Genomic DNA, 15,616 nt, shown 5'->3' on the forward strand with positions numbered 1-15,616 from the left:
CAACTTCTCCCTCCTGCTGCGATGGTTCAGGCAACTTTTGTGTCTGTTCGCCGCACTCCTCCTCACGTTCCAGAGCCGACCGATGCCGCAACAACCTGCCTGAAAGCGAGTTCTTCACGATCGACTAAATAAAGAAATACTGTGAAGGCGAATTATATTCAAGCTATTGCTGCGAAGCAGAAAATTGATAATTGTTGCATAATACTCACAACGCATGTTAGCTTAAGCAAGATATACATTAAGTATGATGTATGCTCTGTAAATGACAGTTAAAACGTTGGGGTGCGAATAAAAAGCAAAGCGCCTTGTCTTCGACAAAGAAGAAGGGGTCGGGGCGGTCATAAGTTACGTGGCAGCAATTTATCGTCTCACGAGGTATCGGAGTTCAGCAAAAGGTCCTCAGGCAAGAAATGGTCGAGATTTCCAATCGCACAGTGCAGCCGAAGTCTTTTTTTTCCGTTGATCGCGAGCTAGCAGGCTTGAAGGTGCTCTTGATCAAAGCTAAGGGCGGCTTTGGTAATCGCATGCTATCGGCAGTGACCGGCGTGGTGCTTGCCGAACTCGGGGGACGGGTACCCGTCATTGACTGGCGCGATGGCACGTATGCTCCGGCAGGAGTTAACGTTTATCCTTTGCTGTTCCAGGACCCTGTGGGAATTGATCCCGCCTACTACGACGATGAGCGCGAAGTGGCGCCGGCACTCTGGTCTGGCCAACTAGCTAGCCATCCAGTTGATATTGTGAGCCAGAGGTTTCCTCGAAGCCATAGTAGTCCTTTTATCTACCGAAAGCTGTCGATTGACCTTGCTGGCGAAGATCCGCCGCAAACTGTGGGCGTATTCTGGTCGTATCTTCCGAAGCTGTTGCGTCTACGGCACCGGATGAACCGCGATCCCCGATTTGCAGGTCGCTCGCGCGGCGAAATTATCCACGAGAAGCTACAGCTTCACTTCACCCCGACGCCGCTTGTTCTAAACGCCGTCGATGCCCTTTTTGCGGATCGCGGTCGCGCGGTGATCGGGGTGCATGTCCGCTTTACGGATCGCAAGGTATCCATTTCGCGTATCGAGCGGGAACTAAGGAGGCTGCGGAAGCGGCTTCCAGACTCTGATATATTTCTTGCTACCGACAACGCTGAAATACAAACAAGAATCAAGGAATCGTTCCAGCGGGTATTTTTAGTTGATAAAGCTTTGACTTGTGATGGAAGGGCTCTACACGAGGCCGCCGATACTTTTGAAGATCCGCTGCGTGAGGCACGGAACGCCTTGATCGACATGTGGGCTCTCGCGCGATGCGATTGGCTTATCCATTCCAGCCAGTCTACTTTCTCAGTGACGGCGGCGTTAATTGGCAAGATTCCGCCAACCCGCCAAATCGACGTTGATGGAACCAATCTGAAGGTAATTCTGAAACAGTGCTTTCAATCGCTCAGTTGAGCCGGATGAAACATATCGCGTAAAAACGGCGAGTTTAAATGTTGCTCGCACATACGATTTGAAGCGTCACCGAGTTGCACGGGTCAACGCCCTTTAAGCGGTAGCATTCATATGGACCGTTGGACGATCCTTGCCAGGTTGTCGGGCAATACAAAAACACACTATATCGGATGATCTCAACTTCACGCTGAGATCATCCGCGATATCATTTTCCACCGGAAGGTGGGGGCCAGTAAAAATTACTCGGCGGCTTTAGCTCATCTTGCTTCGCTTTATTGGAACATATCGTTGAGCTTGTAAGCAACTTCCGTCCGGTTCGTTGCCTTCAGCTTCTTCATGATGTTTCGGATGTGAACCTTAACCGTGCTCTCGCGCAGATTGAGTTCATAGGCGATGATCTTGTTCGCCTTTCCCTTTCGAAGTGCCTGCACGACCTCGGCCTGCCTCAGGGTGAAGATGCGCGCGAGCTCGTTCGGCCGCTGCGGCTTCTGGCTCATGTCGATCGCGGCTGTTTCTCCTGCAGATGGAGAAAAGCTGCTACCCGCCAGGATGAAGGTGCCGCCTGCAACCGCAAGAGCAAGCGCCTCGACACATACTTCAACTCCGACGGACGTCGGTATGAAACCACGCGCGCCGCATTGGAGCATCTTCAAGGTTTGGTTGAGGTCATCGCCATCGCCCAGAATGACGACCGGAGCCGGTGCAAGCTCTGAGGTGATCGTCGCGATTTCTTCGGACAGGCTGGCATCCTCAGCCCTCCGGCCGGCAATGTTGAGAAGGACCGCGCCAACGGGTCGGTTGGTATCCTTCTTTCGCTGCCATTCTGCTATCGAGCCGACGGCAATGGCCGCCATGCTAAGCCCGTTCGCTTTCAAGGTCGCAGCAAGGCATTCGCGTTCGAGCGTTCTGGCGTCGATAATCAGCAGGCACTGGTCATCGCCGTGCTCTCTTTCAGTATGCTCGAATTCCATACTTGCCTTGGAGAGTGTCGGTACAGGCCGGAGCCTGTTTAATGCGATTTTGCCATTTTCGAATTCCGAAGGTACGTAATTCATACTAGCCCTCATACCCTTTGGTGCTGGGGGACGGTACGCATCAAGTATACGCAATACTTTGCGACGGTCCCCTGAACGCTGTGATGATCCCCTTTAGTATGCAACAAAGTAGAGATCCGACTTGTGCCCAACAACTATTTTGTTGTTGTCGAATTTCTACTTTATTGAGAAGCTACATACATACATACTAATAAGCAATACAAAAATATTTCCAAAGGTTAACACTGGAAAGGCGGGCGTACAAATTTATACCTATCTTTGTTAAATCTTGAAATTCAGTTTCACCAAAGGAAAAACGCAGTATTAAAAGGCCATATCAACTGAATGGCGTTGGAATAAAAATCCTGAATTATGTTACAGACGGGATCTTTCTTAACCAAAAATTCGCCCGAAAGGCGCATTAGTTATAAGGTTAACGCCTGAAGTTGCGCTCAAGTAACTGTTTAGTTTTCCAACAATCGACGAATATACAGAGGTTGCTCTACTATTCTTATATGGCGTTCGTTGCGCGCTCCCGACCGATATTATTCCTGTGCTGCCGTGGTTGCCTCGCCATGAGGGGCATCTCTCATGGCTGGCCTATTTTCTGTCACGAATGAAAGGGCCTCGCTGCTCGACGTGGATGGATCAGGAAGCCGATTGGGGTAGAGAGGTGCCTAACACCCGCCGTGAATACCAAGGTTTAGGAGGAGACCAGGAATGCCGCCGGTTCGTTTTGCCCTCAACCATATGGCAGCCCCGTCGCTGCCGATCGAAGATTTCTTTGTGTTGGCGACGTCGCTTGGCATTGATGCGGTTGAGATCCGCAACGACCTTGCGGGCAATGCGATCCTCGATGGAACCTCGCCCGAGACCGTTGCCCAGGCCGCAGAGCGTCACGGGCTGACTATCCTCTCGATCAATGCGCTGCAGCGCTTCAACGAGTGGAACGCCACCCGTGCGGACGAAGCCCGAGAACTGATCGACTATGCCAAGGCTTGCGGCGCGCGCGCACTTGTTCTTGTCCCGAAAAACGATGGCACTGGTCGTGCAGATGGCGAGCGGCAGGAAAATCTCCGCCAGTCGCTGGCTTCCTTGAAGCCGATGCTCGATGCCGCCGGAATCATGGGACTTGTCGAACCCCTCGGCTTCGAGATTTGTTCGCTCCGGTCAAAGGCGGAGGCTTTTGCGGCAATCGACGCTGTGGCTGGACGATCCACATTCAAGCTGGTGCATGACACCTTCCATCATCACCTTGCCGGCGAAGAACAACTCTTCGCTGACTTGACCGGGCTGGTTCATATCTCCGGCGTTAGCGATCCTGCCGTCTCGATCGCGGATATGCGCGATCCTCACCGCGTTCTGGTGGCGGCAGATGATCGCCTGGACAATGCCGGGCAAATGCGTGGCCTTATAGAGGCGGGCTACGCCGGACCGTTTTCCTTCGAACCGTTCGCGGCTACGGTACATGACCTCAAAGATCCGCCAAAGGCGCTGCGGGCGAGCATGGACTACCTTTCCGCCGAGGTCTGAGGCGCGCAGTCCCCTCCCCTACTCCCGGCCGCGAAAGCGTCGCTGGTAGGACGCATCATAGAGCGAGCTCTCGCGAAAGCCGCTGGCAGCAAGCGTCTGGCCGACGAAGATGATCGCCGTTCGCTCGATGGGCGCGGCGGCCAGCTTTTCCTCGATGTCGGCAAGCGTCCCCCGGACGATCCGCTCATCCGGGCAGGACGCCTTGGCGACGATCGCAACCGGGCACTCGGCGCCGTAGAGCGGCGTCAGTTCCGCAACAACCTGTTCCAGGGCATGAATGGCAAGGTGGATCGCCAGCGTCGAGCCTGTCGCCGCGAATCTCGCCAGGGTTTCCTCGTTCGGCATTGGGGATGCACGGCCGGAAACACGCGTGAGCACGAGGCTTTGCGCTACGGCTGGAATGGTCAGTTCCCTGCCAAGGCTTGCCGCTGCCGCTGCAAAGGCAGGCACGCCAGGCGTCATCGTATAGCCAATGTCGTGCTTTTCGAGCCGGCGGATCTGTTCGGCAACGGCACTCCAGACGGAAAGGTCGCCCGAATGCAATCGTGCAACGTCCTCCCCGGCTGCGGCGGCCCGCAGGTACTCGGCCTCGATTTCATCAAGCGACATCGGTGCCGTATCGATGATGCGTGCGCCGGGCGGGCAATATTGCAATAGTTCCGGCGAGACGATCGAACCCGCGTAGAGACAAACTGGGCATTTGGCGATGAGGTCACGGCCGCGCACCGTAATCAGGTCCGCTGCCCCCGGCCCCGCGCCGATGAAATGCACTGTCGTCATCTGCTTTCTCTCACTTCTTTATATAGCGCCATTGCGTGACGGGCATCGCCGGACGCCAACCGGTCATACCGCCAAGGGGCGCCGCGCGCGCTATCTCGATACGTGTCAATGTGCCGCCATGCTGCCGCTGCAACGAAAACAGCAGGGATTCCATTTCAAGGGTAACGGCATTGGCAACAAGACGCCCTCCCCTCTTCAAGGCGTGAAGTGCTGCCTCGAGTACACCTTCCTCGCTGCCGCCGCCGCCAACGAAGACCGCGTCGGGCTCGGGCAGGTTCGCAAGCGCCTCCGGGGCGGTTCCCTCCACGATCGCAAGCCCGGGAACGCCAAAGGCAACCGCATTTCTTGCGATGCGCGCGGCTCGTTCACTCGATTGCTCGATGGCGACTGTGCGCAGTGACGGGTCGGCGAGCATCCATTCGATGCCGATCGAGCCGGATCCGGCGCCGATGTCCCAAAGCAGTTCACCATGGCGCGGACCCAAGGCTGCAAGCGTGATTGCACGGATCTCCTGTTTGGTGATCTGGCCATCGTGTTCAAAAAGCGCATCGTCCAGCCCCGGTGTGTAGGCGAGCGTTCGCGCCCCCTCCCCTGCCACGATCTCGATTGCGCAAACGTTCAGCGGGTCAATGTCTCCCAGGTCGAAGCGATCGGCATGCGCTGAGCGCTGCCGCTCGCGAACCCCGCCAAGTGCCTCGAGGACGTGCAGTGGAGATTCGCCGAAGCCTGTGACTCGAAGGAGCTCCGCAAGTTGCGCCGGCGTCTCGCCGTCGGAGGTCAGTGCGATGATCCGCCTGCCGTGGTGCAGGTGTGGCCGGATCAAATCCAGCGGTCGGCCATGCAGCGAAATTGTCGCCGTCTCTTGCAGCGGCCAGCCAAGGCGGGCGGCAGCCAGACTAAAGGAGGACGGCGCCGGGATGACGCGCATCTCCTCCGCCCCAACGCTGCGCGACAGCGTTGCGCCAATACCATAGAGGAATGGATCGCCTGAACCGAGGACGACGACCGGTGAGCCCCGATACGTGGCGACTGCCTCAATCGACCTCTCGAAAGGGCTTTCCCAGGCGAGCCTCTTGCCGGTGATGAGCCCGGCCACGAGCTCATGATGTCGCTTGCCACCGAAGACGACCGGTGCGGTAGCGATCAGCCGCTTCGCCTCGTCACCCAGTCCGGCTGGACCATCTTCGCCGATGCCGATAATAGTCAGCCAGCGTTGGCCGGGAGCAAAAGGCATATCAGACATGGGCAAAATCCGCATCCTGATGCTCGGAGGCACCGGCGAAGCGCGCGCTCTCGCTGAAGCGCTTGATCGCACTGGCCGGTACGATATTTTGCTCTCGCTTGCTGGCCGAACGGAGAAACCCTCCGATCAGCCAGTTCCGCTGCGCATTGGCGGTTTTGGTGGTGCCGAAGGTCTGGCCGCCTTTCTGCGTGATGGTGGTTTCGACCTTTTGATCGATGCAACGCACCCGTTCGCTGCTCGCATCTCCAGAAGCGCCAGTGAGGCCACAGCTGCAGCGGGCATTCCCGCACTGGCCCTGCGCCGGCCGGAATGGATGGCTGAGCCGGGTGATCGGTGGACGCCTGTTGCGACCATCGTGGAAGCGATAGAGCGGCTTGGCCGCTCCCCTCGCCGGGTCTTCCTGGCAATCGGGCGCCAGGAAGCCCATCGCGCCGAAGCCGCCCCCCAGCACTCTTACCTTGTGCGAAGCGTCGATCCTGTCGAGCCGCCGCTTGTTCTTCCCGACGTCCAGCTCGTTCTCGATCGCGGCCCCTACTGTGTCGAAAGCGAAGTTTCGCTGCTCCGTACCCATCGCATCGATGCCCTTGTGACCAAGAACAGCGGCGGTTCGGCGACTTATGCGAAGATCCAGGCTGCACGCCAGCTCGGCATCGAAGTATTCATGGTCGCGCGGGCGCCAGCCGCCACTATGGAGACGGTTGCCACTGTTGAAGCGATGCTGGCGGCGGTCGATCACCTGTTTCCCCCTGCGATGAACCGCGGAGTGTAGACGAGGTCCGGCTTTCCGTCTCGAGTGATCACCTTTGTCTCGGGCGAACCGATGATGACGCAGGTTGCCATATCTGCCGTCGTCGCGTCGGCTTCTGCAAGCGGCTGGACGGTGATGCGTTCGTCGGGGCGTCCTGCAGCTCTACCGAAAATCACAGGTGTCGTTGCCGGCAGGTGCGAGCGCAGCAAGTCAAACGCCTTGCCCAATTGCCAGGGCCGTGCCTTGCTGATCGGATTGTAGAGCGCAATCACGAAGCCCGCTTTTGCCGCCATCGCAAGACGGTTTTCTATTATATTCCAAGGCTTTAGGTTGTCAGACAGCGAAATGGCGCAGAAGTCGTGGCCAAGCGGCGCACCAATTCGCGCGGCAACCGCAAGCATGGCGGTAATCCCCGGCAGCACCACGAGGTCAATCGTGCGCCATTCTTTCGGACCGTTGTCTATGGCCTCGCATACTGCCGCCGCCATCGCAAAGACTCCCGGGTCTCCGCCGGACACGACACAGACGGTTGCGCCGGTTGCCGCCGCCCGCAGCGCGGCCGATGCCCGATCCAGCTCTTCCCGGTTGTCGGAGGCCTGTCGCCGCTGATCGGATCTGAGGTTCAGCCGGTCGAGATAGGGTCCGTATCCATAGAACTCCGTTGCCTTGGAAACCGCCGCAGCCGCCTCCGGTGTCATTTGATCCGGATTGCCGGGACCGGTCCCGATCACGAAGAGCCTGCCGGTCATCGGCGAGACTCCCAGCCGGGCACGAGCACCAATGAAAAGTAGGGTGCGTCGCCGTCGGGACGGTCGGCGAGTTTCGTCATCGCCGCATTGACCATGGTGCCTCGCTCGACATAGACGGCCTCGGCAAGGCGTCCGGATGCCTCCAGCGCGCGGCGGATCTTGGGAAGGTTGCGTCCGACCTTCATGATCACCGCGGCCTGTGTGTCTGACAGTCGGCGCTGCAGCTCGGCTTCAGCCATCGTACCCGGCAGTACGGAAAGCACGTCATCTCCCTGAACGATCGGGAGGCCGGCGAGCGACCAGCATCCGGACATCGCGCTGATCCCCGGGATCACCTCGGTTGGATAACGGTTCGCCAGGCGTACATGCAGATGCATGTAGGAGCCGTAGAACAGCGGGTCACCCTCACTCAACACGGCAACGGTGCGGCCTTCCTCCAGGTGAGCCGCCACGGCGGCGGCCGATTGATCGTAGAAGGCGGTAATCTGGTTTCGATAGGCCTCGTCCGTCTTTTCGACCTCGGTCGTCACCGGATAGTAGAGCGGCAGCAGCATCTTTTCCGCGGTCAGGAGATGCTCGACGATCGCCTTGCCGTTGCCGCCCCTGCCCTGCTTGGCAAAATACGCAACGACATGTGCGGCCTCGATCGCCTTGACGGCCTTGACCGTCAGGAGTTCCGGGTCCCCGGGACCGGTGCCGACGCCGATGAGACGGCCAGGATTCGTCATAGGCCGGGCCTCGCAAGGGCATTCAGGGCAGCGGCCGTCATGGCGCTGCCGCCGAGACGGCCACGCACGATCGCGAACGGTACGCCGTAGGAGTTTTCAGCCAGCGCATCCTTCGATTCGGCCGCACCAACGAAGCCGACCGGCATGCCGATGATCGCAGCCGGTTTCGGTGCGCCATCTCGAAGCAATTCAAGCAGATGGAAGAGGGCTGTCGGAGCATTCCCGATCGCGACGACGCTGCCGGCCAGCCGCTCCAGCCAAAGATGGAGCGCCGCCGCCGAGCGGGTATTGCCGTTCTGTTTCGCAAGCTCCGCGGTGCGCGGATCGTGCAGCGTGCAAAGCACGTCGTTGTGGGCGGGCAAGCGTGTCCGGGTGACACCGTGCGCCACCATTTCCGCATCGCAGAAGATCGGTGCGCCATCATGCAAGGCGGCGCGTGCGGCGCTAACGAAGCCTGGCGAGAACACAAAATGCTCTGCCGCCTCAACGAGCCCGCATGCGTGAATCATGCGCACGGCAATATCGGCTTCCTCGACAGAAAACCGTGAAAGGTCGGCTTCGCTGCGGATGATCGCAAAGGACCGCTGGTAGATGGCGTCCCCGCTGTGAATGTAGTCGTAGTCAGGCATTCCTATTCCTGTCGCAGCGCCTTTATGGCGTCGTGTTTGCCGATCCGTCTAAGGCAGGCGGCAGCCGATTCGCCAGCTTGTCTCTCGTTTTTGATGAGGCGAGCGAGTTTCTCTATAGCGGAATCGATATCGCCGCCAGCAATCTGTGCATCGGGAATGTCCGATGCGACGCCGTCCAACATGAGATGATAACCATCGTCCGCGCCGACAACGCAAAGAGCGGGTCGCGGATGGGCGCAGCCCTTGGCGCAGCCGGAGAGGTGAACAGTCATCGAGCCGTCCAGCAGTTCCCGTGCTTTGCCGACCAATCTCTCGGCGCAGGCCTTGGTTTGAAAGCGGCCGGAAGCACAGGCGTCGGCGCCGGCACAAGTGGCGATATGCATCGACGGATCGTCGCAGTCGACTGACAGTCCGTACCGGGGCGCCATCTCCGCAACGGTTGCGGCTGACTGGCCGTCGAGCCCCACCAGGAAGAAAATGCGCCCGGGGCCAGGCCGGACTTCTGTTGCGCCCAGTGCTTCGGCTTGTTCAAGAAATGAAACAAGCTCGCCGGCATGCATCTGGCCGAAGCGCGGTCTGAGGCCAAGGATTGCCGAACCGTCAGGCAAGGCGAGGGTGCCGACCAGAGGATCTTTGCGCTTGGGCGCTCTTGCGAGCGTCATCGCCTCCATCGAAGGAAAGGCTAACAGTAGAGATTCACGCTCGATATCCCGGCATCGTTTGTGCCGGCCGAGCAGAACAAGCAGGCGAAGAAGCTCACCGATCGCCCGAACTGCTTCATCGGCATTTCCTGTCAGTAACGGCAGCGCCGTTCGTTCGTCACCGTTGATCGCAACCTGCCAGACACCAACAGAAACTGCGCTCACGCGAATGTCGCCGGTGACAGCAGCAAGGCCACCGATGCCGCCGCCATCGAGCACAATCGACAGCTTCGGGGCCAGTAGCGGCGAGAGCAGTTCGACAGCGAGTTCTTCGCGAAGCCGGGCTTCGATCTCGGCCGGATTCCCGATCTCGTCGGGTGCGATGCCATGCAGCGGCGAGAGCTCGATGACCGGGCCGGCGGGAACCGAGATACTTGATGCCGCGAGATCGGCCGCGAGCGGCTGGACCGAGCCTGATCGAAGGCCGCGGATCTGCAGGCTGCCGCGGGCCGTGATCTCGACGATCCCGTTTCCATGCTTTTTTGCGGCCTCGGCCAACCGGATGAATTGCCGGACAGTCAGAATGCCGCCGGTGGGGCGCAGCCGCGCCAGGAGGCCGTCGCCGGTTTGCATCGGTTCCAGCAGCGTCGGGCAGGCGCCACGGCGCTGCCAGGTCGAAGGTGCCTCTTCCCGGCCGCTATGCGCCGTCTGTTCGCCCAATGCCATCACTGCCAGTTCCTTCGATTACGTCCTTATATAGCCGGCGTGATCATCGCAAAACCTGATCCGTGTCAAAGATCGTCGAAATCATGTCCCTTGCGAAGCAGATAGATATCCATGATCCAGCCGTGACGCGCCCGTGCTTCAGCCCGGAGCCGGACGATCTCCTCTGCAACGTCAGCCAATCGGCCGGCCCGGGTAATCTCGTCCGGCGTTCCGAGGTAGGCGCCCCAGAAGATTTCCGCGTCGGGGTCATCGATCTTCGAAAAGGCGGTTTCGCCATCGAGCATCACGACTGTGCTCTCGGCCTGACTGCCTTGTTCGAGAAGACGTCGGCCCGTGGTGATTTCAAGCGGCTTTCCAACAAGGTTGATCGGTATGCGGTGGCTTGCGGCGAGTGCCTGGACGCTCGTAATACCCGGAATGACACTGAACTCGAAGGCGAGGGTGCCGGCTTGTCGGGCGCGCTCGAGGATGCGGATGGTGCTGTCATAGAGGCTGGGGTCGCCCCAGACGAGGAATGCACCCTCGCCGGCTTCCGGCAGCTCTTTGATGAGGCGTACATAGGTCTCGGCAATGGCGGCATGCCATTCATCCACACTCTTAAGATAAGTCCGGTCGGTGGCGGCGCGTTTCGGTACCGCAAATTCAATTATGGCGGTGCGGCTGTTTGTGACGTATCGGCTGCAGATCTCCCGGCGCACGGCCGCAAGTCCTTCCTTTTCAGCGCCTTTCGTCGGAATGAAGATCGCATCGACGGCATTCATCGCGTTGATCGCCTGGACGGTCAGATGCTCGGGATTTCCTGTCCCGATGCCGATGATGTGGATATGACGCACGCCTTTTCCTCTTTGATTCTGCCTGTTTCTGGCGCAGCCAGCCTGTCTCCGCAAGGGGCAAGGCGAGAAGTTGGCCGCGGCCAACTTGGCAAGGCCAGCATGGCGGTTGTTGTCGCGATTCGCGAATCATGGCATCTTCGATACGCTTTTTAGCGCGATGTTGATAGAAAAGCGCATTGATAGGGATCGGGTGTTTTGGACAACATTAGCGTATCGACGACGGACGTCCGCATCGAGCGGCACGCCAATCAGCTTTCTCGTCAGCTGAAGCTCCTCCGCGAAAAGCTCTTCCCACCATTGTCGCAAAAGACGTTGCGGACATTCACTTCAGGGGAAGCAGCGCAGATGATCGGCGTATCGGACGGATACCTGCGGCAGCTCTCACTCGACGGCAAGGGGCCGCAGCCGGAGCTCTCCGGAAACGGTCGGCGTTCCTATACGCTCGGCCAGATCAGCGAGTTGCGACAGCATATGGCCAGGATCAAGCCGAAGGACGCGCTGTCCTATCTGCCGTGGCGTCGGCCGGGTGAAAAGCTACAGACGGTTGCGGTGACGAATTTCAAGGGCGGTTCGGCGAAAACCACGACAACGCTTTACCTCGCCCAGTATCTGGCGCTGAACGGCTATCGCGTGCTGGCAATCGACCTCGATCCACAGGCATCGCTGTCGTCGATGCTTGGCGTCCAGCCGGAATTCGATCTTGCCGATGGCGATACGCTGTATGGTGCGATCCGCTATGACGGCAGCCGCCGCTCGCTAAAGGACGTCGTTCGGAAGACCTATTTCGACGGTCTGGATCTGGTGCCCGGGAATCTCGAATTGATGGAGTTCGAACACGAGACTCCACGCGCGCTCGGTGATCGCCAGCGGACTGGTGAGGTGTTCTTCCGGCGCGTCGGTGTTGCCATTTCTGAGGTTGAGGCCAAGTACGATGTCGTCGTCATCGATTGTCCGCCACAGCTCGGCTATCTGACTCTCGGCGCCGTCTGTGCCGCAACGTCGCTTCTCATCACCATCCATCCGCAGATGGTCGACGTGGCTTCGATGTCACAATTCCTGCTCATGACCTCCGATTTGCTGTCGGTCGTACGCAAGGCAGGCGGTGACCTGCAGCATGACTTCATCAAGTACGTGGTCACGCGCCATGAGCCCTTCGATGCGCCGCAATCACAGATCGTTGCGCTACTCCGCAACCTGTTTGGCAACGATGTCCTGACGGCGACCATCCTCAAGTCCACGGCGATTGCCGATGCCGGGCTGACGAAGCAGTCGCTCTATGAGATCGAGAGGGGCCAGGTCCGGCGTTCTACCTACGACCGAGCGCTGGAGTCGGTGAACGCCGCCAATGGTGAGGTGCTTGCCGGAATTCACAAGGCATGGGGCCGGACATGAGCAGACGAGATCGACTGAAGGGGCTGTTCGACGATACCGCACAGGAGTTGGCCGCGGCCAACCCGGAAGATGAAGCGCCCATGCGCGGTCCGGCCGGTCCGGTTCGCTCGATGGCGCTGACGCTCGGACGCATGGAAGAAGAGAGCAGGGCGATGCAGGAGGCGCTGCTGTCAGGTGAGCGCGTCGTCGAGCTCGATCCTGAACTCGTGGACACGTCCTTCGTCAGGGATCGTCTTACCGACCTACCGCAAGATCTCGCCGATGAACTGGTGCGCTCGATCGAGGAAAATGGGCAGGAGGTCCCTATTCTCGTTCGCCAGCATCCTGACGACGATGCGCGTTACCAGGTGGTCTACGGCCATCGACGTCTCCAGGCGCTACGACTGCTCGGGCGCAAGGTACAGGCGATCATCAGGACGCTCGACGATGTTGATGTCGTCATTGCACAAGGTATAGAGAACTCCGCGAGGCGCAACCTGTCCTATGTCGAGCGGGCCGTCTTTGCCTTCAATCTCGAGAGCAAGGGCTTCGAGCGATCCGTCATCATGAAGGCGCTTTCAACCGACAAGACGGAATTGTCGAAACTGATCTCGGTCGCCAGGACGATCCCGATGGACGTGATCAGAGCGATCGGTGCGGCGCCGGCTGCCGGACGGCGCAAATGGATTGCCCTTGCGCAAGGTTGGACGAATGCGACGACCTCGCGCCTGCGCAAGCTCCTTGGCTCCACTGAGTTCGCCGATCAGGACAGCGATCGACGCTTCGAGCTCGTTGTCGCCGAACTGGCAAGGAAGCCAGAGCGGCAAGCGGTGAGCGAGTATGAATGGGCTCCGAAGCAGCCGGGCAAGATCAAGGGCCGTATCAGGAGCGCCGGTGATTCGTTCACCATCACGCTGAAGACGGGCGATGCAGCAGACTTTGGCGACTATATTTCGCGCCACCTCGACGATCTCTACGACGCGTTCAGGGGCGGAAAATAACCTTCCGAGGCCGACGACAGCACTGAACCTGCCAATAAGCTCTGGATCTTCAGTATCAGGCGAGAATTTAGTCGTCCGGCGATTTGAATGTGCTCTCCACTCATGTCATACATGACGGAAGTTAACGGAGATTTGGGTTCCGTTGCGGGGGAAATCGAAATAGCTAACAATGCGCTATGAAATCGACAGTCCTTTGCTGGTCAGTCTGTTGCCGACGATTGTCGAGGCCGAAGATGGCCTGGCGAGGCTCGATGAGCGTGCGGCACGCGCAGCGATCGCTGAAGGCTTTGCCGAGCGCCGGAATTTTTTTGATGCGGTCGGTGCTCTGTGGGTCGCAGGCGAGCTGGTTCACGTCGAGGACCTTGTCCTGCATGACGCACATATGGACACACGAACGCCAAGCCACGAGTTGACGATTGCCCATTCGATCCTGCGCGCACGACGGCGCATCTGGACGGCAGCGCCGGATTGGGCCTTGAGCGGTTCAGGATTGTCGATCCTCGGCGGCTACACTGGAGGGGAGGGGGCTGCTCCAGAAACCAGGAGCGCAAAGGCGTTGGTCGAAGACGACGATGCCGAAATTGAAGCAGATGCACTTCTCTCCGCTGAACTGGCCGAGATTGATGCGATCCTGGAGAGATCGCAGCGGCTATTGGACAGCCATGGCAGTCCTGGTGCGCCGGAGCCGCATGAGGCGCCTGACCGCGTTCGCGAGAAGCGGAGCGACGACCCTCTCGGCCTCTTCGACGATGAAGAATGGGATGAGGCGGCGCGCCTTCGCGCGTGGCGCAAGACCATTTCGATCGCCGACAGCCTGCCCCCAGCGCTTGGTGCGGCTTTACTGTTTGATGCGTGGGAACGGATGGAGCCACTTCGTCGTCAGCATTGGCTTGGTGGGCTTCTTGTTGCTAGCTATCTGCGCGCCCGCGGCAAAGTCACATCGCACCTTTTCGCCTTCTATGCCGGCCTCAAGACGGTACGCTATGAGCGACGACGTTCGCGCGATCGCTTGACGCGACTTCAGGCCTTCCTTGAAGCGATGGCGGAAAGCGCGGCCGCGGGCTTGAAGGAAATGGACCGGCTTTCGCTGGCGCGCACACAGATGGAAATCCGCTTCAGGGATCGTCGCTCGAACAGCAGCCTGCCGCAGCTTGCGGATTTTGTCCTGTCGAGGCCGATGGTTTCCTCGGCAATGGTGGCCCGCGAGTTGCGGATAACGAGCCGTGGCGCGCTCAATCTGCTGAATGATATCGGCATCCGGGAAATCACCGGGCGAGGGCGCTACCGCGCCTGGGGCATCATCTGATCTCAGAAGAAACGAAAGCGGCCGGGCGTGGAGACCCGGCCGCTGTCGTTAGTGAGCACCCGATCCGCGCATCCTGTCACAGAGTGCGAACCGGGTGCCTAGCGCTTCCATTGCCCCCAGAAGCGCTTAGCCCTATTCCCGCTCGCCCGTGAAATTGAGCAGCAGCTGGAAGATGTTGACGAAGTTCAGGTAAAGCGACAGCGCGCCGAAGACGGCAAGCTTCTGGTTCGATTCCTGATCATAATTCTCGGAATACTGTTCCTTGATGTTCTGCGTGTCGTAGGCGGTGAGGCCGACGAAGACGAGGATACCGATCACCGAGATGGCGAACTGCAGGGCGCTCGAGCCAAGGAAGATGTTGACGATGCTCGCGATGACGACGCCGATCAGGCCCATCATCAGGAACGAGCCGAAGCGCGAGAGATCCTGCTTGGTCACATAGCCGTAAAGGCTGGTCGCGCCGAACATGGTCGCGGCGATGAAGAAGGTGCGTGCGATGCTCGTGCCTGTAAACACCAGGAAGACAGATGCGAGCGACAGGCCCATGACTGCGCAGAAGGCCCAGAAGGTCATCTGGGCCGCACTGGCCGACATCGTCTGAAGCTTGAACGAGAAGAAGAAGACGAAGGCAAGCGGCGCAAACATCACGACCCACTTCAGCGGGGACTGGAAGATCGGCACGTATAGCGCCGGTGTGCTGCCGACGATGAATGCGACGATGCCCGTGATGACGAGGCCGAGGCCCATGTAGTTGTAGACGCGCAGCATATGCCGGCGCAGGCCCTCGTCGAACAGCGCCTGAGAGCCGGCGGCCGAGCCGTAGCCAAAACGCGGATTGGTGGGGTTCATGCTGAT

General features: G+C 59.2%; 15 protein-coding genes. 6 read left to right on the forward strand and 9 right to left on the reverse strand.

Translation table 11 applies throughout. From position 1 onward, the window contains the following. Positions 1–410: 410 nt before the first annotated feature. Positions 411–1,439 (forward strand): nodulation protein NodZ, encoded by a 1,029-nt coding sequence (locus tag IB244_RS17940; protein ID WP_192304965.1) that lies wholly within the window; start codon positions 411–413, stop codon positions 1,437–1,439. Positions 1,440–1,711: 272 nt separating this feature from the next. Here the strand turns inward: IB244_RS17940 and IB244_RS17945 are convergent, their stop codons facing one another. Continuing rightward, positions 1,712–2,494 (reverse strand): response regulator transcription factor, encoded by a 783-nt coding sequence (locus tag IB244_RS17945; RefSeq protein WP_192304967.1) that lies wholly within the window; start codon positions 2,492–2,494, stop codon positions 1,712–1,714. A gap of 699 nt (positions 2,495–3,193) precedes the next feature. Between IB244_RS17945 and IB244_RS17950 the strand changes: the two genes are divergently transcribed. After that, on the forward strand, positions 3,194–4,006 hold the full coding sequence (locus IB244_RS17950) for a TIM barrel protein (RefSeq protein ID WP_192304969.1): 813 nt from the start codon (positions 3,194–3,196) through the stop codon (positions 4,004–4,006). An 18-nt stretch (positions 4,007–4,024) separates the two neighbouring features. Here IB244_RS17950 and cobM read toward each other — a convergent pair whose 3' ends face one another. After that, positions 4,025–4,786, reverse strand: coding sequence for a precorrin-4 C(11)-methyltransferase (gene cobM, locus IB244_RS17955; protein ID WP_192304971.1), 762 nt, complete (start codon positions 4,784–4,786; stop codon positions 4,025–4,027). Between the two features lie 10 nt (positions 4,787–4,796). Beyond that, positions 4,797–6,029 carry a precorrin-6y C5,15-methyltransferase (decarboxylating) subunit CbiE gene (gene cbiE / locus IB244_RS17960; protein WP_192304973.1) on the reverse strand — a complete coding sequence of 411 codons (1,233 nt, stop codon included), beginning with the start codon at positions 6,027–6,029 and terminating at the stop codon, positions 4,797–4,799. Between cbiE and IB244_RS17965 the strand changes: the two genes are divergently transcribed. Continuing rightward, positions 6,028–6,798, forward strand: coding sequence for a cobalt-precorrin-6A reductase (locus IB244_RS17965; protein ID WP_192304975.1), 771 nt, complete (start codon positions 6,028–6,030; stop codon positions 6,796–6,798). The two genes, cbiE and IB244_RS17965, sit on opposite strands and share 2 nt — an antisense overlap. On the opposite strand, the gene IB244_RS17970 is transcribed toward IB244_RS17965, so the two are convergent. The 5 genes from IB244_RS17970 to cobF form a co-directional block, all read right to left on the reverse strand. Beyond that, positions 6,762–7,526 (reverse strand): precorrin-3B C(17)-methyltransferase, encoded by a 765-nt coding sequence (locus tag IB244_RS17970; protein WP_192304977.1) that lies wholly within the window; start codon positions 7,524–7,526, stop codon positions 6,762–6,764. The two genes, IB244_RS17965 and IB244_RS17970, sit on opposite strands and share 37 nt — an antisense overlap. Further along, positions 7,523–8,254, reverse strand: coding sequence for a precorrin-2 C(20)-methyltransferase (locus tag IB244_RS17975; RefSeq protein ID WP_192239990.1), 732 nt, complete (start codon positions 8,252–8,254; stop codon positions 7,523–7,525). Before IB244_RS17975 ends, IB244_RS17970 begins: the two co-directional genes overlap by 4 nt. Next, positions 8,251–8,883, reverse strand: coding sequence for a precorrin-8X methylmutase (locus IB244_RS17980; protein WP_192304979.1), 633 nt, complete (start codon positions 8,881–8,883; stop codon positions 8,251–8,253). Before IB244_RS17980 ends, IB244_RS17975 begins: the two co-directional genes overlap by 4 nt. Before the next feature lie 2 nt (positions 8,884–8,885). After that, positions 8,886–10,250 (reverse strand): precorrin-3B synthase, encoded by a 1,365-nt coding sequence (cobG, locus tag IB244_RS17985; protein ID WP_192304980.1) that lies wholly within the window; start codon positions 10,248–10,250, stop codon positions 8,886–8,888. 65 nt (positions 10,251–10,315) lie between these two features. After that, complete coding sequence (gene cobF / locus IB244_RS17990) at positions 10,316–11,083, reverse strand: precorrin-6A synthase (deacetylating) (RefSeq protein ID WP_192304982.1); 768 nt, start codon at positions 11,081–11,083, stop codon at positions 10,316–10,318. A gap of 195 nt (positions 11,084–11,278) precedes the next feature. Between cobF and repA the strand changes: the two genes are divergently transcribed. The 3 genes from repA to IB244_RS18005 all read left to right on the forward strand — a co-directional run bounded on the left by repA (position 11,279) and on the right by IB244_RS18005 (position 14,761). Then, positions 11,279–12,475: a plasmid partitioning protein RepA gene (gene repA / locus IB244_RS17995; RefSeq protein WP_192304984.1), complete on the forward strand. Its 1,197-nt coding sequence runs from the start codon at positions 11,279–11,281 to the stop codon at positions 12,473–12,475. Beyond that, positions 12,472–13,455 (forward strand): plasmid partitioning protein RepB, encoded by a 984-nt coding sequence (gene repB, locus IB244_RS18000; protein WP_192239986.1) that lies wholly within the window; start codon positions 12,472–12,474, stop codon positions 13,453–13,455. The genes repA and repB overlap by 4 nt, the downstream gene beginning before the upstream one ends. Positions 13,456–13,624: 169 nt before the next feature. Beyond that, the gene (locus IB244_RS18005) at positions 13,625–14,761 is read left to right on the forward strand and encodes an RHE_PE00001 family protein (RefSeq protein WP_192304986.1); all 1,137 of its coding nucleotides are present in this window, start codon (positions 13,625–13,627) and stop codon (positions 14,759–14,761) included. A gap of 132 nt (positions 14,762–14,893) precedes the next feature. Here IB244_RS18005 and IB244_RS18010 read toward each other — a convergent pair whose 3' ends face one another. Next, on the reverse strand, positions 14,894–15,610 hold the full coding sequence (locus IB244_RS18010; protein ID WP_025660499.1) for a Bax inhibitor-1/YccA family protein: 717 nt from the start codon (positions 15,608–15,610) through the stop codon (positions 14,894–14,896). Between the last annotated feature and the right edge of the window lie 6 nt (positions 15,611–15,616).

Source organism: Rhizobium sp. RHZ02 (assembly GCF_014851575.1).
In the GTDB taxonomy this organism is placed as follows: Bacteria; Pseudomonadota; Alphaproteobacteria; order Rhizobiales; family Rhizobiaceae; genus Rhizobium; species Rhizobium altiplani.